General features: G+C 58.6%; 16 protein-coding genes, 1 tRNA gene and 1 pseudogene. 9 read left to right on the forward strand and 9 right to left on the reverse strand.

Annotated features, from left to right (window positions below):
- Positions 1-265: 265 nt before the first annotated feature.
- The 3 genes from ATY76_RS33555 to ATY76_RS01080 all read left to right on the forward strand — a co-directional run bounded on the left by ATY76_RS33555 (position 266) and on the right by ATY76_RS01080 (position 2,190).
- Entirely contained in the window at positions 266-424 is a 159-nt protein-coding gene (locus ATY76_RS33555; protein ID WP_190233565.1) for a hypothetical protein, read from the forward strand.
- A gap of 544 nt (positions 425-968) precedes the next feature.
- Positions 969-1,469, forward strand: a complete 501-nt coding sequence (locus tag ATY76_RS01075) for a hypothetical protein (protein ID WP_088672933.1) — start codon at positions 969-971, stop codon at positions 1,467-1,469.
- Positions 1,462-2,190: a hypothetical protein gene (locus ATY76_RS01080; protein ID WP_088672934.1), complete on the forward strand. Its 729-nt coding sequence runs from the start codon at positions 1,462-1,464 to the stop codon at positions 2,188-2,190. Before ATY76_RS01075 ends, ATY76_RS01080 begins: the two co-directional genes overlap by 8 nt.
- Before the next feature lie 119 nt (positions 2,191-2,309).
- Here the strand turns inward: ATY76_RS01080 and ATY76_RS33995 are convergent, their stop codons facing one another.
- From ATY76_RS33995 to ATY76_RS01095, 5 genes and pseudogenes are all read right to left on the reverse strand, one after another.
- On the reverse strand, positions 2,310-5,402 hold the full coding sequence (locus ATY76_RS33995; RefSeq protein ID WP_348627493.1) for a helicase-related protein: 3,093 nt from the start codon (positions 5,400-5,402) through the stop codon (positions 2,310-2,312).
- 2,192 nt (positions 5,403-7,594) lie between these two features.
- Positions 7,595-7,867, reverse strand: a pseudogene (locus ATY76_RS34500) (hypothetical protein); the annotation flags it as partial.
- Positions 7,753-8,427, reverse strand: a complete 675-nt coding sequence (locus ATY76_RS34005) for a DEAD/DEAH box helicase (protein ID WP_245309642.1) — start codon at positions 8,425-8,427, stop codon at positions 7,753-7,755. The gene ATY76_RS34005 and the pseudogene ATY76_RS34500, both read right to left, overlap by 115 nt.
- Positions 8,424-10,025, reverse strand: a complete 1,602-nt coding sequence (locus tag ATY76_RS01090) for an STY4851/ECs_5259 family protein (protein WP_210199513.1) — start codon at positions 10,023-10,025, stop codon at positions 8,424-8,426. The genes ATY76_RS34005 and ATY76_RS01090 overlap by 4 nt, the downstream gene beginning before the upstream one ends.
- Positions 10,006-10,602, reverse strand: a complete 597-nt coding sequence (locus ATY76_RS01095) for a hypothetical protein (RefSeq protein WP_088672936.1) — start codon at positions 10,600-10,602, stop codon at positions 10,006-10,008. Before ATY76_RS01095 ends, ATY76_RS01090 begins: the two co-directional genes overlap by 20 nt.
- A gap of 1,290 nt (positions 10,603-11,892) precedes the next feature.
- Here ATY76_RS01095 and ATY76_RS01105 point away from each other — a divergent pair.
- The 5 genes from ATY76_RS01105 (at position 11,893) to ATY76_RS33940 (ending at position 18,289) form a co-directional block, all read left to right on the forward strand.
- Positions 11,893-14,337, forward strand: coding sequence for a hypothetical protein (locus tag ATY76_RS01105; protein ID WP_141104967.1), 2,445 nt, complete (start codon positions 11,893-11,895; stop codon positions 14,335-14,337).
- A complete protein-coding gene (locus ATY76_RS01110; protein WP_088672939.1) occupies positions 14,334-15,956 on the forward strand; it encodes a right-handed parallel beta-helix repeat-containing protein in 1,623 nt (540 codons plus the stop codon). The genes ATY76_RS01105 and ATY76_RS01110 overlap by 4 nt, the downstream gene beginning before the upstream one ends.
- Complete coding sequence (locus ATY76_RS01115) at positions 15,953-16,546, forward strand: hypothetical protein (RefSeq protein ID WP_088672940.1); 594 nt, start codon at positions 15,953-15,955, stop codon at positions 16,544-16,546. Before ATY76_RS01110 ends, ATY76_RS01115 begins: the two co-directional genes overlap by 4 nt.
- Before the next feature lie 256 nt (positions 16,547-16,802).
- Positions 16,803-17,114, forward strand: a complete 312-nt coding sequence (locus ATY76_RS34010) for a competence protein CoiA family protein (protein ID WP_245309644.1) — start codon at positions 16,803-16,805, stop codon at positions 17,112-17,114.
- 1,019 nt (positions 17,115-18,133) lie between these two features.
- Positions 18,134-18,289, forward strand: a complete 156-nt coding sequence (locus ATY76_RS33940) for a hypothetical protein (RefSeq protein WP_210199510.1) — start codon at positions 18,134-18,136, stop codon at positions 18,287-18,289.
- Here ATY76_RS33940 and ATY76_RS01125 read toward each other — a convergent pair.
- The 4 genes from ATY76_RS01125 to xylF form a co-directional block, all read right to left on the reverse strand.
- A tRNA-Arg gene (locus ATY76_RS01125) sits at positions 18,260-18,336 on the reverse strand. The genes ATY76_RS33940 and ATY76_RS01125 overlap by 30 nt on opposite strands.
- 671 nt (positions 18,337-19,007) lie before the next feature.
- Positions 19,008-19,790, reverse strand: coding sequence for an ATP-binding cassette domain-containing protein (locus ATY76_RS01130; RefSeq protein ID WP_088672941.1), 783 nt, complete (start codon positions 19,788-19,790; stop codon positions 19,008-19,010).
- 14 nt (positions 19,791-19,804) lie between these two features.
- Positions 19,805-21,118 (reverse strand): sugar ABC transporter permease, encoded by a 1,314-nt coding sequence (locus tag ATY76_RS01135; RefSeq protein WP_088672942.1) that lies wholly within the window; start codon positions 21,116-21,118, stop codon positions 19,805-19,807.
- Positions 21,119-21,376: 258 nt separating this feature from the next.
- Positions 21,377-22,417, reverse strand: coding sequence for a D-xylose ABC transporter substrate-binding protein (xylF, locus tag ATY76_RS01140; RefSeq protein WP_088672943.1), 1,041 nt, complete (start codon positions 22,415-22,417; stop codon positions 21,377-21,379).
- Positions 22,418-22,644: 227 nt separating this feature from the next.
- On the opposite strand from xylF, the gene ATY76_RS01145 reads away from it, so the two are divergent.
- Positions 22,645-23,868: an ROK family protein gene (locus tag ATY76_RS01145; protein ID WP_088672944.1), complete on the forward strand. Its 1,224-nt coding sequence runs from the start codon at positions 22,645-22,647 to the stop codon at positions 23,866-23,868.
- Positions 23,869-23,972: the final 104 nt, after the last annotated feature.

A 23,972-nucleotide genomic window follows, 5' to 3' on the forward strand; every position in this document is an offset into this window, starting at 1 on the left:
GGCGAATCTGCGCCCTGGCGTGCACCGCGCTTTGCAACAGCGTACACTAGAGGATCTCTGCTTGGCATCAGCGTAAACTGAGCGATGCTGGTCTTTCCAGATCGATTCCGCAGCTCTCAGAAGAGAATGAACGCCGGAAATTGCTCGAGGCTGACCTCGTTGCCCTACGAACCGGTGGGAAGTCATGGAAGTGCAGGACGGCACAGTTGCCTGACGTGCTCCGCGGCGGCGGCTTGACCGTCGTAGTCACGAGGGTGAGCGCCAAGTGCAGGATGCCGCCGACACCATGATCGGCTCCTCGAACAACCGGTTCGTAGCCCCCTTCAGTCGTTTAGTCGGCATCCTGGCTGCGCGCGAAGCACCGACGGTGGCCGCGGTGATCTGGATGGATCCCGCCTATGGCGTCGAAGGCAGCGATTGGTAGCGGCACATCTGGCGCTGCAACGGCTGGAAGCGGGTGAGGGCGAGTTCCCACGAACGGCGTCGGCCGATCCCCGATGGAGTTCTGGCAAGAACTCGATGGACTGCTGCTGCGGAACCCGTTGGTCAGGATTCATCTGTGCGAGGGGCTTACGGGCATCGCCGGGAATGAGATCGCGGATGGGGCGGCGAGGCTTGCAAAAAGCTACAGCATCCGGTGGATCGACTGATCTTCAGAAGACGAAACCCCCGGCGTGCATGTCTGCCTGGCACGAGGGCTCTCGTGCTCACCGCAGCGCATAACCTTTAAGGGCAGAGGCGACTGGGATACGCGACATACATGATCGTCTAGGCAACGGCCGGCTGTCAAATAGATCGAGCGACCGTCGGTTACGGCATTATAGAACGGATAGAATCCGCTGCGGCCTCTGCACAATCGGAAGATGCCTATCAATAGTATTGGATTCGTCGTTGTTAAATCGCCCATCGTCTTGACTTATTTCAAGGACTCGACACGTCATGTCGCTTTTAGGGCTGGAGACGTAGGAATGACTGCCAAAATCCGCATCAAAGCTGGGCCTGTAGAGTTCGAATACGAAGGCGAGACAGAACTCGCCGTCGCTGACATCAAGGAATTGTTCTCGCACATCGAGACCCTCTTCAAGGTTCCTGTGCTCGCCGAAGGAGGTGACGGGGCGCATCCACAACAACATGGTGCGCCCACGTATGTCGAACAACCTCAGCAGGGGGGGTCGAAACAGATGCTTCATGTCAACAGCATCGCGTCGGCCTTGGGTGCGAAGAGTGGGAGTGAAGTAGCAGTCGCTGCGGCCGCCTCACTGCAAATCTACGAAGGGAAGGAAACCTTCACCCGATCCGAACTCCTCGATACGATGAAGAAGGCGACCATGCACTACAAGGATTCCATGTCCGGGAACCTCAGCAAGGCGTTGACGACCCTGGTCGGATCCAAGTTCAATCAGATCAAGGACGGCGTCTATTCACTGAACAAGGCAACCTACGATCAGTTGGTTGGTCAGCTTGATTGATAAGGAAACCCTAAAGAACTGGCTCCACCGCGATCTGAGCAGCCGTGAAAAGCTCCTGTTGATCCTAGGATCATTCGATGCTCCAGGAAAGCTTGACGAGATCCGTAATCGTGCCGTGGAGGCTGGGTTCCGTATTCCGAAAAAATGGAACCTCTCCGACATTCTCGGTAGAAGTGGCGGCCTAGCTCTCCGGATGCCAACAGGGTGGGAGCTTTCCCAGTCCGGGAAGGCCCACCTCCAGGCGATGGGAATAGTGTCGGCCAGTCCTGGCGTGGTGCGGATCGCTGTTGATCTCCGAGCGCATCTCGAGAAGATCACAAACCAGACTACGCGGGCGTTTGTCGAGGAAGCAATCAATTGTTACGAGGCCGGTCTGCACCGATCCGCCATCGTGATGTCATGGATCGCTGCGGTGGACGTCCTCTACCACGAGGTAGTCACGCATCACCTTGCCGCATTCAACAAAGAAGCAAAGACGGTGAATGCGAAGTGGAAGGACGCTGTCAACGCCGATGGACTCACACGCATGGGTGAGTCGGATTTCCTCGAGCGTTTGGTGCCGATCGGTGTGATTGGCAAGAATGTTAAGGATGAGCTGCAGAAGGCGCTCAAGCTCCGGAACGGATGTGGTCATCCGAACAGCTTGAAGACGGGGCCGAACATGGTGGCTAGCCACATCGAGTCCCTTCTTCTGAACGTCTTCGAGACTTTTACAACTTAGCCGGAAGCCGTGGGCGAGGGCCAGCTCCCGAATCCGTGGCCCAAAATAATGCACGCGTTTTCCTCGCAAGATGCGCGTGAGCTACAGGATCCCCGACAATGTGCCGGGGACTTTTCTCCTTACTTTGTCCGCGATACCACGATGTATGTCGGGCCATGTCCATTGCGCGTCAAAGGAACCGAAAGACGTGAAAGTGCATTCGCTTGGCGAGGAAGCGCTGCCGAGAAGTCATGGCGGATGTTCGCACCACTGCGCGGCGTCTGCCAGGCGCCAAATCCTTGATCGAACGCGAGCGACACAGAGAGGCCTCCCTCAAAGGTGACATCCATATACCTTGCATGCGGGATCTGTGCGAATTGGACGTTCAGGTTCACGCCCTTCTCGCGTGCGTAAGCTTGTATGGATTGCTCCGCTTCTGGACCGTCGCGCCAGTCATCGAACACCCGATACTGCGCTCCATTACGAGGGGCAGGAGGCGAGGTAAGGAGTTCGACAGTGTGAGGTGATCCCTTCACCAGCGCGACCACGGTATCGATGAATAATTTCGCAACCAGTGGCGACCGGACATATTGATCACTGTACCTGATTGACGTCACCTTCTGTTCCCTCGCAATAGCGAGTGGAGCAAGCAGCCCCCGGATACGATTTGCCATCGCTGCTCCGAACAAGGATGCGGGGCGGTCGAGTTCGTTGGTAATGGTTTCGTACTTCGAATCCGGCGACGGAAGGAGTGTCGTTTCGTCCAACGGTTTAGTCTCGCTTTGGAAGTCGATCGAGCCTCTTACGATCGGCCGTTCTACCGGGGCACCCCAGGTCTCTCCTGGAAGCCATGGCTTTTCCTCCCGCGAGGCCCACACCGTTAGGCTTCCAGTGCTGCTTACAGCAACGCCAATCTTGCTCCCATTGCCCGTGATAGGCATTGAGCCGATACAGATAGGGAAGGGTCTGGCGCCCGTGGCGAACCTCTTGCCAAGATCATACAGAGCAAGTCGACCCGCGGTGTCGCAGTTCTTAATAAGCTCGTCCGGCACCACAAAGCCGATCTTGTGGCCATGGACTCGCCATCTATCCAGAACGGAAATGAGTGGCCACGCCGCCATCTCTCCTGCATCAGTTTCCGCAGGCAGGAATATCTGCAAGCTCGGCTTCTGCCCGTCTCTGAGCGCTCGCTCAACTTCATCGAGAACGGAAGTCGAAGCAAGTGAGTCCTTGGAGTACCGATCCCCGTCATCGAGCGCCTGATCGAACGAGAGGTGATTTCTTAGGAATCGGAGGGCGCCGATCCGATCGAGGGAGCCGGATTCGAATGGCGCGTCGCGAACCAGCACGCAAGCTGCGCATCCACTCGTGCAGCCAGAGTTCGAGCAATCGAGAACTTCGGTTGCTTCATATAAGACCTTCGAAAGATTTCCTGGGATCGAGGCAGCGAATCCTGCCCCACCTGCCGCCCGGTCAAACACCAGCATCGAAGCTGCTCTGCCGCCAAGGAAGCCGTCGGAGATCTTTGTGGCAAAGCCCATCTCGTCCGCCTCTATCCCGAGGATCCTCGCGGTACCTTCGCGAATGGCTATCGCCAGTGCCGTGGCGGCCGCCTTGCTGAGAGGATTCGACGGCTGCAGTTCGAACACGTCAGTAGTGATCTCGTAGCCTAGTTCCATGTTCCGACGGACGGCCCAAGCGTTGTTGTTCCCTTCGCAAACGAGCGCGTTTTCGTCCTTTTTCCAGCGGAGAGGAGCGTGCCCAGCAAGAGGCGATGGAGTGGTCTGGTCGACATCCCCCGTGTCCAATACTGGGTGGTCTGGCGCGGCTCTTCCGCAGTGAAGGCAGAGAGCATATCCATTCTTGGTCGGCCCGCGATTGCTGTAATAGACGGCGCCTTCGCGCGTGCTGCGCAGACGTCCGAGGTCTGGAATCGGCAGCGATACCCACGGAGCAGCTCGTACCGAAACGCTCGGCTCCTCGGGAGCAACGTAAGATATCAAGTCGGTTTCGGCATGGACCTTGTCCCTGACGTCCACGGAGAAGCCCGCGGGACGGAGATACGGAGTGCTCGTCAGCGGCCCGGCGCATGTAGGGCATGAGACAATCTTGGTCCGGCTGGAATCGCTTGACCCGCAGCGCTTGCAATTCCAATGAAATTTCAGGCTTTGGACATCTCGAATGTTCTCTTCCGTTGCAGGTCGTTTCCAGTTCAGCAGGACGCCCGCTGACTTGTGCACCAAGCCGTCGAGCACGATCTCGGAGCCTGGCGCGTAATCCCTGATGGCGAGGTCAAGCGATCTCTGTGGGCCAGACAACCTCGTCGTACGTCGCCCATCGATCGGCTGATCCAACTTTGATCGATGCGGCAGGAACGTCACCACTCCGGTGGGGAACCCGTGTCCGGGCAAGAACCCACGATCGGCAAGTGCGCTCAGCAGGAATTCATCACAGAGCCTCTGAAGCTCCATTCCCATTCTGCTTCTGCCAGCTCCCTTCACGCCCTCATCCCTGGCGAGAGCCTGGAGGCCGTCCCATTCGTTCTGGAATGTGTCCTCAAGATCAGTGATGGTCTGAAGGCAGGTGTCGATCATCACCCTTTCCCCCTCTAAGACAGAATGCCTCACGAGTCGCTCCAGGTCTGCGCCAACAAGTTCGGCTGTCGTCGGTGCTTGGAGCCAATCCTTGAACTGCTCGACGGGGCGCTGGTCCGCGAGATGCCGCCGTTCGCCGACTCCAGCCGGCGTTCCGAGGAATGCACCAATGGTCATGCGGATCGGGTCTCCACCCCGTCCAACCATGAACCGACGAAGAAGGAAGGCATTGACATGTCGCTGGACGATCGGACGACTACTCAGGGCAACGCGCGGCGCTGCCAGCTTCCGGTCAAGATAACTGATTGGCGAGACGAAGGCTTCTCGGTCAAGCGGTCGATCACGGCAGAATGTGAAGGCGAGGGAGAATGACTGACCCCGTCGACCAGCACGACCGACGCGTTGTTTATAGCTCGCCACCGACGGAGGAACGTTCGTCATCATGACGGTTGATACGGAGCCGATATCGACGCCCATCTCCATCGTCGTGGAGCAATTCAGGATGTTGATCTCGCCGTCTTTGAACTTCTGTTCGTAAGTGCGTAGCAGCGCACTTTCCTGTTGGGCGGAATGTTCAGCAGATCGGGCATATTCCGCAAAAAGAGCAACACGGTCCGAGATGTTGTTCCATGCTCCCAACGCTCGAAGGTTCTGGACCTCTTCGGCATCTTCAAGCCATCCGCTGATCGCGCCCGGGCCACGACCGGGTCGACCTCGCCAAGCAACGGCTTTGGATGCCGGGGTAGCTCAATTCTATCGGAAGGGCTGGGCTTTGATCGCTGCGTTCCTTGGGCAAATGGACTTGTGCCAAATGGGGCAGTGTCAAGGATCCTGCGTGTCGTCGAGCAGAGGAACCCTTCGACCACGGGAGCGATATAGGCTTTTCTTAAATCAAGCGCGGGTTTGTCCGGATCGGAACTTAGAATAGGCTGCAGGTTCTGCCAGGCGCGGTCGAAGCACTCCTCGATGTCTGCTCTGTGTTCCGATATCGAGGTATCCAAACCTAGCCCGTGCAACAACAGAGCCTGTGGCGCTGAGAGTACAGCAAGGTTTCTGGGTGTTCCTGGCCAGGCGAGCTTACGCCGATCGCCAAGTGTTTTCGCCCCTGGACGTAGCAACCCTTTCGTCTTTGCCCGAGGTGTTATCCAGTGCATAAGGTCTGAATGAACCGCGACCGCTGCATTGCCTCGCATGAAAAATGTGGTGATCGCGTAGAGGAATGATCGCCAGTCATCGATTGTCTTTCCACGGCGGGCAAACGGCGGTGGCAGAGACTGCTGGCTATCGATCGCCGGAAAGCGTAGGCGCGCCATTCCAAGCGTCTCGAGGGAGAGAGCCTTTCGGGGCCGCCTAGCAAGTTCGCGAAGAAGCAGGAATTCCGCAAGTTCGACGCTGTCGCTGAAGAGCTTCGGGTCTCGGGGTGCCCAGACCTCCTTCACCCATTTTTTGACTTCCTTCCTTTCGCCCAGTCGGTCCACCATTTCCTTCCATGGTATTCCCTCGAGACGATCTGCTCCCGCGGCGGCTAGCTCTAGCCGCTTGCTTGCAAGGATGTTCTGAACTGCTGGGATCGGTGTTGCAGCCACAGCGGCTTCCAATCCCACGATCTCTTGCTCAAGGGCGGACGTATCAACCTGCGTGGCAGTTGAGATCGAATGCTGGACACTATGGTACACGAAGGAACGGACGAAGTTTCGTTCTGCCTCCGCCTGCATTTTTGCCGACATTCGAGCCGTGCCCTGTCGGCTGTCGGTGAATGACAGAAGCCGGCGCCCTTGCGAGGGAGCCGAGTTGTCGGCCCGACTGGGATCCACGCCCTCCAGGAGTATCGGGGCCGCGTTGGCAATCATGAATGGTGCGCCAAACCGAACTGGCCTGAGCAGGCTGTCGACGCCGCGGCTTGATGTTTTACCACAGCAAGGACAAAAATCGGCCTTTTCGTCATAACCGACGGTGATTGTGTCCGCCGCCTTTGCTGGGTGCGTTCGCCAGTCCTCAGTCGACAGGTGCAGAGGTCGAAAGCCTACCGAGCCTTCCGGCCGAAGCAGTATGGTTCTGCGAAGCTCAGGAAACGCTAGCTCGACTGCCTCCTCCTCATCGTCGGCATCGTCGTCCGCTTCCGGATCATCCTGATCGCGCAACGCTTCGAATTCAAACTCATCTGAGTCAGCACCTCGACGGGTTGAACGAATCCTGTCGTTCGCAGCGTCGTCGTGCGCCTCAAGGACAACTTCACCGCATTCGTGGCAACTTATGATCTCAAGGACTGGCGCGGTGCATGTCGGGCACTCATCTCGAGGATCGATAAAGATCTCTCCGAAACCCCAACCGACAGGAGAGTTCTTGCAGCCAGGGTTTACGCAACTCCAGATTCCAGGAACGGCGCGTTCGAATCCATGGATTCTCATTGGCGCGAGGTTCTCGGGTTCGTTCGTTTCCGGATTGGTTCGCTTGGCATTAGCCAGAAAGGTCATGAAGCTTTCGGCATCAAGTCCAATCGCCTTTGCAATTCTATCCATCTCCGACAGCGTTTGAGGGCGATCAAGCAGCTTTGTTGCAACAAAGTCCCACGCCACTTCGTCGGCAGCGAGTGTGTTGAAAAGCTCGTCGCCATTCAACTGCTCGAGCCGATTCCTTGGGGGAAGCTTCCCCCTTGTCGAAGGCCTTGAAGGGAGCTGCCTTGCTCCTTCAACAACATGGACATTCGCGTCCGAGATCCCGGCTACATCCGCAAGGAAGTGTCTCAACTGGTTTTGGATGTCGTCTCCGGATCCGATGGTCGCTGACGTTGCGACGAAGTGAACTTCTTCCGGCTTGCAATCAAATGCCAGAAGGACTCGCCTAAGAAGAAGCGCGATTTCCGCAGCGGCCGCGCCGACAAGCGAGTGGGCTTCGTCGAGGACGATCCATTTGAGCTTCCCCTTCGATTTCTCGATGATTGAGTGGTCCTCAGCCCTCGCCAGCATGTACTCGAGCATAGTCACGTTTGTTACGAGAACTGGCGGCGGCTTGAGCGGAGTTGCTCGCGATCGATTTGCTGTTCCGGTGTGACGCGCCGCAAGCTGTCTGGTTGCGAATTCGGCAGGTTCCCGTTGTACAGGCAGTAGCGAATACTTCCGCCAAAGGGGCGCGCCCAGGCCGACAGGCGCTCTCGCTGACTCTCAATCAACGCGTTGAGCGGATAAAGCATGATGGCCTGCACGCCTTCGAGTCGTGCACTGTTGCCCGTCGCCTGAGCGACGAGATCACTTAGGATGGGAAACAGGAAGCATTCCGTCTTTCCGGATCCTGTTCCCGAAGTGACAAGGACTGACTGGGGGCTGCCCGGCTTTGAAAGATGCTCCCAGGCTTCCAGTTGGTGCCGAAAGGGGCGTCTCGACTTGGGGAACCTGTAGTCACTGCCTTCTGGCAACCCATTGATGGCCTCGACGAAGCGGGGATGGAGTACCTTCGGCGGAACCCCGGCCATGTTGACCGAGGCTGGAGCGAATGGGTGCGCACCCTCTATGATGGGTTGCTGGAGCAGGCCGCCAGCAGCCGCGGTTTCGGCAGTGAAGACGCTACGGAGATGGTCCACAAGATGCGTGTCTCGAATGCCAGACTGGGAAATGATTGCTTCGGCAGATCGGCGACGTATTTCGGAGAGGATTGCGAACGGCTTCAATGGATGACCTCGAAGTGGCGCACGATGTGTGCGTATGCAAATGAAACGTATCGGCTGTGCTCGCGAAGAGCCTTTCGCAGCAAGATCTCGCTCGATGGACTAATGTTAAGGATTCCTCTGGCTGTGGCGGCCAAGGCAACCGGGGCCACCATCCCCTCGAAATCTGCGACGCTAAATCTCTGAAACTCTGTCGGTAGCTTTATACCTGCTGATACGAGCTGCTCCAGAATTGGGTCCCTTCGGAGCGCATGCGCAGGAGTGTCGTCATCGAACATGCGTTGTTCCTGCACGAAGCTCTGCAGTACCTGGTCAAGCGTTGGCATCGCAGTTGCCGGAAATCCAGATTTCACGAACATCCGATCCAGGCCTGGTTCCAAAGTTAGGATACTCTCCTGCATCGCTTTGAAGTGTGCGATGACGAGTTGATGCCGCATTTCTTCAGGCAGAGTTGAAAGCCCTGCCTCGAGGGCATCTCGTTCGGCGCCGAACGCTGCTTCCCATATGCTCGACGGAATAGTGAGCCATAGAAACGGCAGTTGCTCCTGTAGGTTCCAGATCGCTTGGCGTTCGGCATCTGTGGCCGCCGACAGAAGAAGGCGCAGTATTGCCTTAGGCTGTCGCGCAACTTCCTTCAAAACTTCGAACGCTGATGCCGGAAGTCCATTCAATGAGTTGACGAGGGTGATCAGGAACCGGATGTCTTCGGTGGGAAGCTTGCCCGACGCCAGAAGATCCACAGCGATCCTGAGTTCTTCCTGAAGGGATGAGAAGTCCTGCTGCGCGAGAGCCGACTGGAGCGGTGTTCTCGGAAACTGGCTTAGTGGCAGGTGAACAAGAAGCGGGCGTGACACGACGTCCGGCCCGTCTCGCAGATAAATCAGAGTAGGGCCGCTGCACCAATCCGGGATCTCGTATGTCCCCCCGACCGCTGCCCGGAGCAGATGCTCCTTCTCCGGGTTCATAATCATTCGCGCGACTGGTTGCTCCGTGAATTCAGACCCGAACACTATCGCACCATCAACCCGCTTTGGCCGCGCGTATCGGTACTGCTTCAGGCAAATCGGCTTCCTGGTATCGCCAACGAAGTCAAGTTCCAGAACCGCATCTTGATCCGCTATCGGAGCCATGAATTCTTCGACGACCCTCTTCAGCGCAGACAACGGAAATTCGCCGGAAAACTTGAACTGCAGAGAATTCGATCTCGAAGTTCGGGGCATGAGCGTCAGTGTCGTGTTATGCGGCGAGACGGCGATCGCGCCACGTAGCGCAGTAATGTCGATCTCTAGCCCAGCCGCGGCAACTCTGCCTCCGCCAAGGATGATCGCCGCTTCGCGGCTCCTCAGTGTAATTGTCACGTTGAACGATTGCCCGCTTGGCGTACGCAGCCCCACGACCATCTTGTAGCTTGGCCTTCCATTAAAGGAGAACCGGTGCTGCTGATCCCCGCGTTCGTGTTCCCGGGCCGAAACTCGAAAAGTTGGCCATCGACTTCCCCAGGTTTTACCTGGGGAAGTCCAAGGTCGTGTGCTGTCAGCACAGGCTGCATGAACTCGAAGTGCCTGCTCGCAAAAGACATGATCAGATCCTCCGCGAGACAGTCGAGGACGTCGTCAGCGGCTTCGACATGTCGAGGTCGATTTTGCCGAGGTAGCAGAGCCTCAGACATGCGCTGAAGACGACGTGGACGCCAGCTACAGGTTCCGCGGAGGAACGGGCGTCGTCGCCCCATCGCTCGACGAGAACGTTCAATGGCAACATATTCGACAGCTCCTCGATGGTCATCGGAAGCGGCTGTTCGAGGATGCTCCGTTCGATGATCGTGAGATCGACTTCGCCGCGGCTCGGCCGGTTTGCGTGGAGGAGATTGCGGTTGAAGAACCGTGGCTGCTTCAGGATCTGTGTCGCCCACATCACCTGGTAGGAAGCGCTACAGTCCTCCTTGAGCGAAATCATAAGCTCACGGTGGCGGTCGTTGTCGCGTCTGGGATCAAGGTCGTGCATGAAATCGATGAAGCAGACGCTGCCGTCCCGTCGAAGAGTGGCAATATCCGGAATGTGGTCCTTCCATTCGACCGTGCCTTCGGGATTGCGGCCGAGGTAGCGGATCGTCAGCGGATATGGCGAGATCGCAATTACGTCCGGATCTCCGTCCATGAGTGCGAGACCGTGGAACATCCACTCGTTCCTGGTAACCATCGAGTTGCCAGTTCGATATTTCCCCGTGGTGAACTTGGATCGGCCGTGACCTCTCACACGAGGTGGGAACGTCACGCGAGGCTCGTGATGCTGCGAGAAGATGTGATCGAAGGTGCGCTGGAGGTGCTCCCGATACCAGATGGTCGCGTGCGGTAGGCACTGCAGGAGTACCTTGTAGTCGTCCTCCGTCGAACGTTTCTTATCATCCGAAGGCAGTGGCTTCGCGACCCGGGAGGGCTTCCTGCCCGAGGGCCGCTTAATCTGAATGCTATTCATTTCGCATGCTCCCTTTCTTTACGTGGAAGAAAGACAGCTCGACGTTGTTCGCCCGGATGCCGGGCGACGGAGTGATCAACGGCCGGAGTCGGTCCAGTAGGCATTCGGTGATCCCGCAGGATTCGAGATCCTCCGACCTCAGCTTCATGTTCTGGACGCGAAAACTTCTGGCATGGCTGATCATTGGCAATACCTCTCCGGTCGCGCTCCCGCTATTCGGAAGCGACGTCGACGAACTATCTGTTGAAATCGGTCAAGCGACATGGACGCCGCCGGGCACGGACGCGAAGGTCCCATAAGTAGAGCCCCGTCGCAAGCCTCCGATTCGGCTAACCGATTGTAATTATTGAGCTAAAGGACTCGCTATTGAACGCATTCCTGCAAGTATTTCTTCCGGCGCGAATCCTTTGCCGTTGACCGACAAAGGCGCGGTGGAAAGTAAATCCAAGCTCAAACGAGGCTGCGGAATGGACCCCGAATGTAAAGCGGCCAAACCGCCGATGGCGTGCGCAAGCGCCCCAAGAGCATCGGTCGGATAGGTCTGCTGTTCAGGAGTTTTTGCGTGGCGTACCAAAGCGCGGCATCAAGCTCGCGGAAGGACTGCTATTCGTATTCGCAACGAGTGCATTGCCACGTTCCCTTCATGGAAGCCGTAGAGGCGAAGGCGCGGCGCCGTCATGTGCCGCTCGCAAAGAGATTATTGCAACGCTCTTATGTTCTGTTTTTGTTCGCCCGTCAACCGACTCGGATGAAATTTTTCACGATTGCAGTCGATGGCCTGAAGCAGACGTTCGGCCAAGAACGAGCGCAGATCAGATACGTCACATCTCCGTCGCATCTACGACGGCAGACGGGCTCCCATACTTAGCGCACTACCCCAGGGATGTTTTAAGTATCAGCGAGTAAATAACACGTAGAACAGGCTGCTCATATATTGCCAACAACTTCATGGCGAGTTAATGATATAGGCATCTACTCCTCATGGAGGTGGCCGTGGTTCGCTTTGTGCTTCATCTGATCTTGGTGGTGTGCTTCGCGGCCCCCCAGGTACAGGTCTTTGCTCAAGATGTAAGATTTCCCCAAGAGCCGGCCACTGCTGCGCTTGCTCAAAGCACATTCCGCGAACGGGCAGATGCCATTATCCCGTACGTCGCATGCGGACGCGAGCTGAAATACTATCAAGTCCGAAAGCTGTTGCGCGATGGGATAAGCCCCGACGAGGAGGACATCCTCACGATCCTTGCCGCCAAACTATATTGGGTGATCAACCACCGAGAGGATCCAGGCTGTGTCTCCTCTGTAGTCGTCCCGGAGGCCGGTCGTGGGGATATGGACACACTTATTACTGAACTGGACAAAGAATCTGGCGCCCTGCCGCGGGGTTCTCATGATCCGCACCTGCCGACACCCTGCGCGACGATCTCGAGGCCCACCGACACCATTGGCGGAGCAAAGTACGTCATCACAGTTAGCACGCCCTGCTTGATCGCACAGATCAACGAAGGCATCCGCGCAATAACAAAAGACGCGGTGGCTGGGTCATCAGATCTCCCCTGCCTCGGCAGTTCCGAGTTTCCTTTCGTGATCCGCACAATCGAGGGGGAGTGGGATGTCGCGCTACGCGGCCTCACAAGGCTCCTGTGGATGGACTACGGGCATGGCGTCCTCGAACCGGACACGCTCAATCACATGTGGAACCACCAGCTTTCTGTTTACGGTGGACCGTTCGAAAGCGGCGATTACCCGGTCCTCCAACTATGCGGCGACGAACGAGTCGGTGAGATCCTTGGAACACCTGAAGAGCGCCTTGATCGTGAATACTGGTATCGCGGGGTGCTGAGTTCGCTCTGGGATATCTTCAGGTGGCTGCTCGAGTACACAGGGAAGATGGCGGCCGTCTACGCGCTTTCCACCACAGGCATCGGTGCGCTACCGTTTGCTTTTGCAATCGGTCCGGCAGGTGACGTTGCCCCGGCACTGTCGTTCAGGATCGAAGAAACTGAAAACCATCTGCTCCAGATCGAGAGTTCAAAATATCTCATCAACCAGATGGTTCTCACCGTGGAGCCAAACCACGACAACCGTCATGAACTCCAGGAACAGCAGAATGAACTGCGGGACTGGCTGCTCAAGAGGTTCAAGTCCATCGCGGACAAGGATTTCGATGAGTACAACTCCAGGCCATATACTCGCTACAGCCTCAACTCAGTTCAGAACCTCCTCGCGTATGCTCGAGATCCTGACATCAAGGCCGCGGCGAGAATCCTACTGACTCTGTCGGCAGCAAAGTTCGCCGCCGGCAGTTCGGACGGCCGTCGTATCGTGCCATACCGCCGACTGTCGAGCGCCGACATCGTGTCCGACCTCTACACAACCCACAGCGGCTCTGACCACGAACTCGTACGCGCCTTTGTCTACGCGGGTCAGACACGGCTTCGAGGCGACATCATCGACGGGGGCGAGGCGGCGCACATGATCTATGCCGCGATCGATGGATACCCGGATGGCGGATTCCGGTGGCCCATCCAGGTCCTAGAGACCGCCATCGCGACCAGCTATCGTCCCCCGTTCGCGCAGCACATTGGCCATGACGGGATCGAATCATATTACGCAACGCCCGCCTACACGATGATCCTCGGCGGAATTCAGACCCCGCCAATCCAGACGTTCCTTGGATTTACCCACAAGCCCGACGACACTGGAGCGGCAGTCCCCTCCATGATCATGCCCACTGTGAACGGTCGCGTTCCAGCCGATGTGTTTCGCATCCTCGGCACGGGGTCAGCGCATCACAGATCCATGAACCTGTGTGGGTATCATGGCTTCATCTGCGGGATTAACCCTCGTATCCCGACAACCAAGTACGAAAAGTGTCTGACCCCGTTCGACCACGGAATGACATTCATCTCCTCGATCGACTGCTTTCCGGACGCGGATCGCAAAAAGCAGTTTTACGCGGTAGCCATGGAGGGCACTTGCGACGAATTTTGCGACAAAGAGCACCGCTGGGGTCTGATTGAAGTGACGTGGGCTCCCGATGCCATCGTCACTAAGGAAGGTGGCACTCCCGTCCGTACCGATCCCGATTTCGAGGCCTTCAAGGCTTCGCGCCACATGGTCATGCTGAGTGCGCTGCCGGACGATACTGGCCGGGGGAGGTACGTGACCACGGAGGGGCATGAGGTCAACTACTTGCTGGATCAAAACGGCTCCTATTCAACAGAGGCCGATGGTTCGTCGAGCATCCCTGGAGTGACGTTCTACACACCCGAGAACACCCATGGCGTTTTCGCGCTACCGGGTATCAGAACCGGTGACATCCTCTTCCAAGAGGACACGGTGGAGGGACCGCTCATCCACATCGGCAGCCCCTACAGCTCCACGCGGGACATTATCATCGACTTCAGGGATTGGCACCATCCGAGCATCACGCCATGAGAAGCTTCGTCATTGCACTATCGACGCTGCTGCTTTCGATCGCCGCCGGCTTCGCGCCTGCTGTAGGAGCCGCCATCCATGTCACTCGCTGCCAGACAGACGTCGAGCCTGGCGGCCAAAATCTCCGAGATGCCCTTCATCATGGTGGCGAAATTGTCTTCGACTGCCCGGGCGGCAGAGCGACAATCCAGATGACCATGGAACATGTGCTACCACCGAACGTCACATTGGACGGTGGTAACAACATAACGCTCGATGGAGGCGGTCGAGCCCTACGGCTCTTCGTCGTCCCCCAAGGTGACTTCACCGCCCTCAACATCACGGTCAAGAACGTGCGAGCGACGCGGTCAAGTCGTCGATTTGGCCACCGCTTGTATCCGTCCGTACTCCAGGTACGCAACGGCACCGCGGTGCTGAAGCATGTAACCATTAGGGACAGCGAATTGGCCGTCGATGTCGAGAACGCAAAGGTGTCCTCGAGCAGGTTCGTGGGGAACAGCAACACCGCCCTGGAGATAAGCGAGAAAGCCGATGTCAGCGACACGACCTTCCGAGGAAACGAGATTGGGGTGAGGATTTCCGGCGGCTCAGTCCGCGGCAACACCTTCTCGGACAACAAGCAGTCTGCCCTAAGGGTCATGTACCCCCGTTCACCGGTCGAGATCGTCAAAAACTACTTCCACGGAAACTCAGGTGACGGGACTGTGCTCCTGTCACAACGTTCAGACGCCGCAAACGGCAGCCAGCTTGTCAGATTTGCACGCAACACGTTTGAGGACAACAGTAGTGAGCGCCGTGGTGGAGCCATTTCGATATACGACACGGTCGCAGGTACCCCGAGCTCCGCAACGGCAAGACTCCTTATCCGCTACCCGCCAAGCCGCTTCGAATTCAACTACGACAAGTTTGTGCGCAACAGAGGACCGGGCGCTGGCGCCATCTACGCGGACCTGTTCAACACCCAGGGTATGAGGATCGTCGGAGGTATCTTCGTAGGCAACGAATCCACGGGAGGACGTGCCGGCGCGATCTCCTGGGGGTCTGCATCGGTCGCAGTGTCGCACAGCGCCTTTATCGGCAATCGAGCAGGAATAGGCGCCGCGATCTGGGCCGACAGCATCGGTGCCGATGATCATTGGCAGATCGTCAATTCAATCTTCACCCGGAACGTCGCCGGTCCGGGTGGTGGGATCATCGCCGTTGGGCCGGTGAAGATAACCAATGTGACAATCGCTCGCAACGATGGCATCGGTTTCACCGGTGACGCGCACGGCTCCACCCCCGATCTCCCCCTAATTGCCAACTCGATCTTGTCCGAGAATACTCAGGGCAATTGCCGCGGCATCAATCCCGACCGGTTCCTTGGGCGGAACCTGCAGTTCGGGGTTGGCGATTGTCCGTCCATCCCCGTCGTTGACCCACTCCTCGATCAGATGCTCATTCCCCAACTAGGAGGTCCGGCGTTGATAATGGGCGACCTAGATATCTGCCTCTCGGACCCAGTCCGCGGCAAGGATCTCCTCTTCCAGACCAGAGGGTCGGCTGGGGTCTGTGCCTTGGGAGCATTCGAATACGCACCACACGACCTAGTCGGCCCTATGCTTGGAGAGCCACGATGAAAAGCCACCTGATCACGATGACCCTGTTTGCGCTGGCGTCGCAGGGATCTAGTGCGATTGCCCAATCTGGGATTGACGTGATATTGGCGGCCGCAGCACAAGAAGAACGCGCAACCTTCAAGCAAGCCGAGCTTCACTACGCAGTGGGAGACAAGGAATTCATATACCAAATCCGCCGACAGCTCCCCGATCGCGTCTACGTGCGGATCCAAAGCGAGGGACAGTCCCAGGAAACCATCGCAATCGGCACCACCACCTACTTCAGGACGCCAGAAGGCTGGCAGACGACGACACTGGTACCGCTACCCCATGGCCCGATTTCGCTGGCTGATCTGCTAAGTGACCAATATCGGAATGTCCAGGAAGCCACGGCAGTTCAAAGCGCAAATGGCATCCAGCGAAAGTTCGTCGGTGAAATCGAATGGACGCCTGCGCACGGCCTGCACAACGAGGGCACGCTCTCGGTCCTCGTCGGGCAGGTGGATCTGAGACTCCGAGCGCTCCATTTCGAAGGTCGTTGCAGTGGTACGACCTGTGCGTTCGACTATCTGATTGACTACGAGGAAGTCCCGGTCGAAGCCCCGATGTAAGCTTTGTACCCCTCCTGTTTGCTACCTTCTTCGCCGGCCATTGCAGAGGAAGGTGGATTGCAGCGTAGGATCAATTGATTTCCTACGGCCATCCGTTTACCTTCCAAGTATTCGTCAGGCGGACCAGACGAATAAGAAAATGAGGCAGCCGAAACTGCCCGAAGAAGCTCCAAGCGGTATTCAAGCCGCCCGCCACTTTCCCTTGTGAAACGAGCACGCGCCGTGATCGGCGAAGCTATGGCTATTGGAGATGACAATGAAGTTCGCGGTCGTAGATGGAATCCGCCGGGAAGCAGCGCCGGGGCTGATCGGAACCTGCCCCGGATGCGAGGCACCAGTAATACCAAGATGCGGAGCGATACGGCTCCATCACTGGGCACACCGCAGCACAGTTTTATGCGATCCTTGGAGGGAACCCGAGACCGAGTGGCATCGCGCGTGGAAGAACCACTTTCCTATCGAGTGGCAGGAGGTCTGGCATCGAGCGGCCGATAGCGTCGTCCACATCGCCGACGTCAAGACATTGAGTGGATCGGTACTGGAGTTCAGCACTCTCCAATCTCAATAGAGGAGAGAGCATCGCGCGAGGCATTCTATAGCCCGATGGTGTGGGTGGCGGACGGGACCAGACTCAAGAGGGATCTCTCCTCCTTTTCAGATGCGCTCACCTACGCCCGCTCTGTCGAAACGAAGTTGAGATCGTGGATCATTCCGCTGGGCATTTCCGCGATCGTCGATCGATGGGCCGGAAGCCGATATCCGGTGTTCCTCGATTTCGGAGACGTCGAGTTTCCGCCACGGTGGCTCCCAAATACAGGTCTTCTATGGTGGTTGCGGTATGCCCCCAAGATCGGAGCAGTCGCGACACCCGTCTTTCGCCAAAGCGTCATCGATCACTACCTGACTGGGTCTTCCATCAAGGGACTCGCGAGGATCGAGTTGCGCCGGCCAACAAGCTCGCGGTCAGGAATGCCCGGCTTCAACGCCTATCTGGCTCGGAAGCAGGCGCGGAGGCCGAGATTCTGAGAAACGAAAGGGAGTGAAGCCTCTTTGGATTCGCTAAATTGCCTCCCAGGGGATTCAGGGTGGAATCCTCTGGGAAAGCCAGAGCCAGGATGGCACGACGGACGTTCGCACGTCGCCCGGAATTCTTGTCAAGACGGTTCGGCTCAACATGGATTCGCAGCCGAATCCATAAGAACCCAGTGATGCCGAAGATCTTCTTGTGAAGATCGCGGATGTACGGATTTATTCATCACCAAATCTGAGTGACAGTGCGGCCGATGCGAAGATATACTGAAATAGACTTCATCGCGAGACAAGTAATGACGGGTCGCAGATCCGCAGCTCTTCTCGCAGTGGCTCCAAATTATTTTTAACAAATTTCTCGAGACTTCCAATCTTCACGATCCATACTGCAAGGACTAAGTCCTTTCACCGAGCAGGAAGGTCGCGATGGAAAGTCGGGCAGAATACCAGGCGGAAACGGTCGTCCAGCGATGCGCAGAAGCGTTAGGAAAGCCCCGAGCGCCTGCCTCCAGTTCGACTTCGCCAGAACCAGCCTCGCATCCAGAAACGCAGAACACCATGGGCATCAAAAACGGCGCGTTCATTGTTTTTATTCAATTTTCTGGAAGTCGGTGTACGCTGTTGGCAGGCAGGGAGCACGTTGTTGGCAAGCTGGTGCACGCTGATGCCAAGCGTTACAATAAATGGCGCACCCGACAGGATTCGAACCTGTGACCTTTGGAATCGGAATCCAACACTCTATCCAGCTGAGCTACGGGTGCATCCTGAGGCGGTTTGAATCGCCTTTCCGATGGGTGGTTCTTAGCCTAGCTTGCGGCTGGCTTCAATCGGGAAATTCTCAGAAATACGGGTGCTTGCGGTTTGGCGGGGATTTTCATCCGCTGGCCCTGGCGATTGATGGTTTTTGGCGGGCGCTGTCGGCAGCCGAGACCATGCCTTGCGGCGGGGCGAAGTGCTTGGCTTTCGGCTGGCGGCAGATCGAGAGAGCTTCACCGTCTTCGCTTAAAAACCTCTCTTCCAGTGAAAATGAGAGAAATCAGTCAGTTATCAGTGACAAGGAGGTTTTTAAGAAGGATCAACATTTTAGAAAATGGGTGGAGGTCGGAGGAGTTTCGTCTTTTTAGAAATGTTGAGCCTCCTTAAAAACGTCCTTCCAAACCTCCTTGGCGGCTGAAATTCAGCGGGCGGAGGTATTTTCGGCAGCATTTTCGTGGATTTCCCGCCCTTGATCCGGTCAAAGCAGCCGGAAACTCGGCCTGTCATGCGGGCAGCGGCGCCGGGGGGACGTTTTGAGAGGAGTGAGGCTCGTTAAAAACGTCCTTCCAAACCTCGTTGCCAGTTGATGCACTGGGCGGAGGGCGGCAAGCGTAAAACACTCCGCCGGCCCTGCGGGCGGCGGAGCATGATGTTGCTGGCGATGACCTCGCAGAGGTCAGATCTGCATGGCGCCGGGGCCGGGGATGGCTTTGGGCGGCACCTTGCCGAGAATGATCATGCCGAGCACCTCGTCCTTGGTCACGTCCTCGGTGCGGGCGTGGCCGACGACCTGGCCGTTCTTCATCACCGAGACGCGGTCGGCGAGGTCGAAGACGTCGTGGATGTCGTGGCTGATGAGGAAGATGCCGATGCCTTCCTTCTTCAGCTGTTTGATCAGCTCGCCCACCTGCGCCGTCTCCTGCGGGCCGAGCGCGGCCGTCGGCTCGTCCATGATCAGGATACGCGCATTGAAGAGGATGGCGCGGGCGATCGCCACCGATTGCCGCTGGCCGCCTGAGAGCGCCTTCACCGGCTCCTTGAAGCGCTTGAAGTTGGGGTTCAGGCGCCCCATCACTTCGCGGGCCGAGGCTTCCATCGCGACGTCGTCGAGCGTGCCCCAGCGGGTCTTCAGCTCGCGGCCGAGATAAAGGTTTGCGGCGGCGTCGACGTTATCGGCGACGGCGAGCGTCTGATAGATCGTCTCGATGCCGTATTTCTTGGCATCGCGCGGATTGCGGATGTCGGCCGGCTCGCCATTGATCAGGATATCGCCGCTATCGCGCTTATAGGCGCCGGAGAGGATCTTGATCAGCGTCGACTTGCCGGCGCCGTTATGGCCGAGAAGAGCGACGACTTCGCCGGGGTAGAGATCGACAGAGGCATTGTCCACGGCGTGGATGCCGCCGAAGGAGATCGAGATGTTTTTCAGTTCCACGAGGGGAGTGCGTTGATCAGCCATGTCTAGGGCTCCTCTCACTTGGCACGGGAGCGGTATACGGTGTCGAGCCAGACGGCGACGACGAGGACGGTGCCGACGACGACGCTCTGCAGCGGTGTGTCGACATGCGCGAGAACCATGCCCGATTGCAGGGACTGCATGACGAGCGCGCCGAGCATGGCGCCGGCGATGGTGCCGGTGCCGCCTGCGAGCGACGTCCCGCCGATGACGGCGGCGGCGATGGTGTAGAGCTCGTCGAGCGTGCCCTGCGCATTGGTGGCGGCGTTGAGGCGGGCGGTGGAGATCGCCGCCGCGACGGCTGCGAGAATGCCCATCAGCGCGAAGATGCGCACCGTGACCCAGCGGGTCTTGATGCCGGCGAGTTCGGCCGCCTCAGGATTGCCGCCGATCGCGAAGACGTAGCGGCCGAAGCGCAGGCGGGTGGCGATGAAGGTCATGATGATGCCGACGACGATGGCGATCAGCACCGGCACGGCGATGCCGTAGGGAATGTCCAGGCCGGTTTCGGGCCAGGGGATATTGTTGGTCTCGGCATATTTCTTGGCGATGTTGATCGGCCAGTAATAGCTGTTGGCGATCCAGACGGCGCCGAGGATCAGCACGCAGCTGAGTGTCGCGAGGAAATATTCGGCCCACATCGGCCGGCGCGGGAAGCCGAAGCGGCGGCGCTGGCGGCGCGAGCCGACGATGCTGGCGACGACGAAGAGGCAGGCGGCGATGCCGACGACCCAGCTCCAGGTGGCGCCGATCGAGCCCTCGGCGCCGCCGCCCATGATGCGGAAGGTCTGGTCCATCGGGGCGACCGTCTGGCCGCTGGTGACGAGCCAGGTCGCGCCGCGCCAGACGAGCAGGCCGCCGAGGGTGACGATGAAGGAGGGAACGTTCAGGAAGGCGATGATGATGCCCTGGAAGGCGCCGATCAGGCAGCCGGCGATCAGGCCGACGAGAAGCGTGATCGCCCAGGTGAAGGGGCTGTCGAAGCCGATATATTCCGGCAGGATCTTGGCCTGGGTCACACCCATGATCATGCCGCAGAGGCCGAGCACGGAGCCGACCGACAGGTCGATGTTGCGGGTGACGATGATCAGCACCATGCCCGTCGTCATGATCGCGATATCGGTCGTCTGGACCGAGAGGTTCCAGAGATTGCGCGGGGTCAGGAACAGGCCGCCGGTGATGATGTGGAAACCGATCCAGATGATGATGAGCGCGCCGATCATCCCGAGCAGGCGCGTGTCGATCTCTGTCGCGCGGAAGAAGCGGGTCACCGGATTGGCTTCCGCCGTTCTCGGTCCGCTCGAAGTCGTTGATTTTACCATTTCGGCCATGGGTTTGCCGTTCCCCCATTCTGTTTGGACGGGTACGCCGGCATGCGCGAAACTGCCCTCGGCGTCATTCGTCTGTCTTCAATAGACCATCGCGATGATCCCTGCGGTCGCGCGGCTTCGCGGCATCGTTCCGGCAGGGATGGAAGGTCCGCGGTGGTGCGGCGAGGCGGAGAGAACCTGGTCGTTTTCATTCTCATCCGCATCCGGCGCCGCAACGGTGTTTCCGCTGCGGCGCCGGCAATTCCGGTTGGCGCTCGCTTACTTGCAGGCGGCGACCGTGTCGGCCTTGACGCCCTGGCAAGCTTCAGCCTTGGAGATCCAGCCGGCGTCGATGACGACGTTCAGATTGTCCTTGGTGATGGCGAGCGGCTTCAGGAAGACAGACTGCATTTCGACGCCCTTCGGGCCGCCCTTGAAGGCCTGAACGCCGTCGATCTTGCTCATGTCCTTGCCGCCGGCGAGGTCGAGAGCGATTTCAGCGGCGCGTGTGCCGAGTTCGCGGCTGTCCTTCCAGACGGAAACCGTCTGCGTGCCGAGCGCGATGCGGTTCAGCGCCGCTTTGTCGCCGTCCTGGCCGGAAACCGGAACGGAGCCGGCGAGGCCCTGGGCGTCGAGCGCTGCGATCGCGCCGCCGGCCGTGCCGTCGTTGGAGGCGACGACGGCGTCAACCTTGTTGTTGTTGGCGGTCAGGAACTGCTCCATGTTGCGCTGGGCGTTCTCCGGCAGCCAGCCGTCGGTATAGGCCTCGCCGACATTCTTGATCTTGCCGGCATCGATCGCGGCCTTCAGCACTTCCTGCTGGCCCGAGAACAGGAAGTCGGCGTTCGGATCGGAGGACGAGCCCTTGATGAAGACGTAGTTGCCTTCAGGCTTCGCCTTGAAGACGCCTTCGGCCTGCAGGCGGCCGACTTCCTTGTTGTCGAAAGTGATGTAGAAGGCGGCCGGGTTTTCGATCAGGCGGTCGTAGCCGACGACCGGGATGCCTTCGGCGGCGGCCTTTTCGATCGCCGGGCCGATGGCGTCGGAATCCTGGGCGAGAATGATCAGCGCGTTGGCGCCCTGCGAGATCAGCGATTCGACGTCGGTGAGCTGCTTGGCGGCGGAAGATTGCGCATCAGCGGAAATATATTTGGCGCCCTTGGCTTCGAGAGCCTTCTTGATGGCGGCTTCATCGGTCTTCCAGCGTTCTTCCTGGAAATTCGACCAGGAAACGCCGACGACGAGATCGGCAGCCATGGCGGCAGTATGCACGGAAACGAGGATGGCAGCCCCTGCCATCAGCTTCAAAATAGACTTCATAATGTCCTCCCGAGTGAGTTGCGACCGGCCCAGCCCATGCTTCCTCCGGCCACCGCGATAAGCCTGTCGAGAAGGTTCGGATTTTTTTCTCGACAGTCGAGAAATTTGATGTCAGAGATTTTTTCAACTGTCAACACTGCACTATCGGCTTAATTCGCTTGCGCAACGGCGGCCGGAGATGCAGTGGAAACCAAGGGTGGGGCAAGCAGGAGGAGAGGGCGGCATTCATGCTGACCAAGTCGAGCACGGAGCTGGTCCGGCAGAGAAACAGCGTGCTCGTGCTGTCCGTGCTGCGCCGTCACGGCGCGCTCGCCCATACCGAAATATCCGATCATACCGGCCTTTCCTCGGCCACCATTTCGGCGATAACGGCCGATCTGGAAAAGGCGCAAATCATCGAAAAATCCGAGCAGCAGGCGACCAGCGGCCGCGGTCGGCCGCGCGTGCTTTTGCGCCAGCGGCGCGATTGCGGCTACTTGATCGTCGTCATCATCTCCTCGGATGCGGTGCAATATTCGCTGGTCGACTATGCCGGCAAGCTGATCGACCGCTTCAGCGAGGAGCGCTCGCATGATCCCTCGGGTGCCGCCCGTTTCGTGGAAGGGGTGCGCGCCGGGCTGTCGCGCATTCTCGACCGCTCCAGGATCACCCAGGAAAAGGTGCTGCTGATCTCAATCAGCAGCAAGGGTCTGGTCGATTCGACCGAGCCGGTTCTTCTCTGGTCGCCGATCTTCGGCAGCGAGCAGATCGATTTCGAATCGGCGCTGCGGCCCGATTGGCAGGCCAAGGTCATTCTAGACAACGAGACGCTGCTGGTCGCCGCAGCGCTGGGCGCACGCGAGGAGATCGTCAAGGGCGCCGATTTCCGCTCGCTCGCGGCCCTTTCGCTCGGCCACAGCATCGGCCTCGGCATCGTCCGGCGCGGCGGGCCAACGGGGCAGGAGGTCTCGGCGCCGAATTTCGGGCACATGCTGCACATGGCGAATGGCGGCCTCTGCCGCTGCGGCACACGCGGCTGCATCGAGGCCTATGCCGGCTTCTACGCCATCCTGCGCAGCGCCTTCGAAGTGCCGCTCGATACGATCCCGGCGAAATTCGTGCCGGTGGCCGAACTTGACAAGATCGCCCTGCGCGCCCGCCAGGGCCACCGCACCTCCGCCTTCGCCTTCCGCCAGGCGGGGCTGGCGCTCGGCAACGGGCTATCGCGCATGCTGAGCCTGACCGAGCGCATGCCGATCGCCATCACCGGGCCGGGCACGCGCTATTACGATCTTCTCCGCCAGGGGGTCGAAGAAGGGCTTGGCCAGTCGCATATCGTGCGCATGGAGGGCATGCCGGAGATCCGGGTGGCAGTCGAAGAGCCGATCCTGGTTTTCGAGGGGCATCTCAACCGGGCGCTGTCGGTGATCGACCAGGATATTGTGGTCTCGGGTGTTCAGGGTGGGGGGTAGGGCTAAAACCCCTCCCCAACCCCCTCCCCACAAGGGGGAGGGACTAACGCGCGGCGGCCGACTGCGGCAAGCATCGACCCGTTCTGCGGATGAAACGGTGAAAG

The sequence above is a fragment of the Rhizobium sp. R339 genome, assembly GCF_002211395.1.
GTDB lineage: Bacteria > Pseudomonadota > Alphaproteobacteria > Rhizobiales > Rhizobiaceae > Rhizobium.

Bases quoted from the DNA above. Each gene is read 5' to 3' on its own strand.
- ATY76_RS01130 (WP_088672941.1), bottom strand. From the start codon at position 19,790: ATGGCTGATCAACGCACTCCCCTCGTGGAACTGAAAAACATCTCGATC.
- xylF (WP_088672943.1), bottom strand. From the start codon at position 22,417: ATGAAGTCTATTTTGAAGCTGATGGCAGGGGCTGCCATCCTCGTTTCC.
- ATY76_RS01115 (WP_088672940.1), top strand. From the start codon at position 15,953: ATGAAAAGCCACCTGATCACGATGACCCTGTTTGCGCTGGCGTCGCAG.
- ATY76_RS01095 (WP_088672936.1), bottom strand. From the start codon at position 10,602: ATGTTCCACGGTCTCGCACTCATGGACGGAGATCCGGACGTAATTGCG.
- ATY76_RS01145 (WP_088672944.1), top strand. From the start codon at position 22,645: ATGCTGACCAAGTCGAGCACGGAGCTGGTCCGGCAGAGAAACAGCGTG.
- ATY76_RS34010 (WP_245309644.1), top strand. From the start codon at position 16,803: ATGAAGTTCGCGGTCGTAGATGGAATCCGCCGGGAAGCAGCGCCGGGG.
- ATY76_RS01135 (WP_088672942.1), bottom strand. From the start codon at position 21,118: ATGGCCGAAATGGTAAAATCAACGACTTCGAGCGGACCGAGAACGGCG.
- ATY76_RS33940 (WP_210199510.1), top strand. From the start codon at position 18,134: ATGGGCATCAAAAACGGCGCGTTCATTGTTTTTATTCAATTTTCTGGA.
- ATY76_RS01110 (WP_088672939.1), top strand. From the start codon at position 14,334: ATGAGAAGCTTCGTCATTGCACTATCGACGCTGCTGCTTTCGATCGCC.
- ATY76_RS01075 (WP_088672933.1), top strand. From the start codon at position 969: ATGACTGCCAAAATCCGCATCAAAGCTGGGCCTGTAGAGTTCGAATAC.